Source organism: Bartonella sp. MU37NMGALS (assembly GCF_042194015.1).
Lineage (GTDB): Bacteria > Pseudomonadota > Alphaproteobacteria > Rhizobiales > Rhizobiaceae > Bartonella > Bartonella grahamii.
Window position 1 is genome coordinate 1 of the sequence record NZ_JBHIML010000107.1, and the last position, 928, is coordinate 928.

General features: G+C 40.3%; 2 protein-coding genes. Both read left to right on the top strand.

The genetic code is table 11. The features are described from left to right. Positions 1-267 (top strand): toprim domain-containing protein (locus ACFIJP_RS09335; RefSeq protein ID WP_375627144.1); only part of this gene is annotated, 267 nt, incomplete at its 5' end. After that, positions 264-928: DUF3987 domain-containing protein (locus tag ACFIJP_RS09340; RefSeq protein WP_375627145.1), on the top strand; the 665-nt coding region annotated here is incomplete at its 3' end. The genes ACFIJP_RS09335 and ACFIJP_RS09340, both read left to right, overlap by 4 nt.

Genomic DNA, 928 nt, shown 5'->3' on the forward strand with positions numbered 1-928 from the left:
GAAACCGGTCTGGCTCTTTTGTCTGGGTTGTTATCAGAGCCCGTTAATTTATGGGCGTCTCTTTCAACCAGTGGCATGATGCGTGTGAATTTACCCCATACAAAAGGGCGTTTGACAATTGCAATGGATGGCGATGATGCGGGGCGTAAAGCAGGTTTTACCCTCGCTGCACGTGCCTATAGACAAGGCTTTGAGGTCTTTATCATGCAAGCCCCATACGGTGTAGATTTCAATGATGTTTTGATACTGAAAGGTATAAATAAATGAGAGAGAATAAAAACAATATTGTAGATACCAACAATCAAAATGTTTCATGCAATGATAACGACAATGGCTCTTTAAATGATAAGACTTGTTTAGAAGCCATTCCTTATAAACAAGCATTGCAACAAAACGGTTGGGGGGAAATAAAGCCTATCACGGCGGCTCTTTTACCCGTCGAGCCTTTTAGCTTATTACAGTTGCCAACGTCATTAATGAACTATGTTTATGACGTTGCGGATAGCCAACAAGCCCCTATGGATTTTATTGCTATCTCTGCTCTCTGTTCCTTGGCTGCTCTTATTGGCAATGGCTTGCGGGTTTCCCCAAAACAACAGTCCAATTGGAAAATTGTTCCTAATCTCTGGGGTGCCGTTGTGGGGCAACCTTCGACCATGAAATCACCTACCATGCAAGCTGCGTTAAATCCTCTCTCTATCTTTGAAAATGAATGGTATCAAGAGTGGGAAAAGAAGAAAAAACAGCAAAAAACAAAAGAAATCTTCAATGAATTAGAAATAAAAGAAAATAAAGGAAAAGCTTACAAAGCATTGAAAAATCAAGATAAGGAACAAGCCCTTGCTCTTCTTTCAAAAGCTCTTGAACACAAAGAAAGTGAGGAAGATGATAGTTCTATAAAACGACGCCTTATCGTCAATGATGTGAC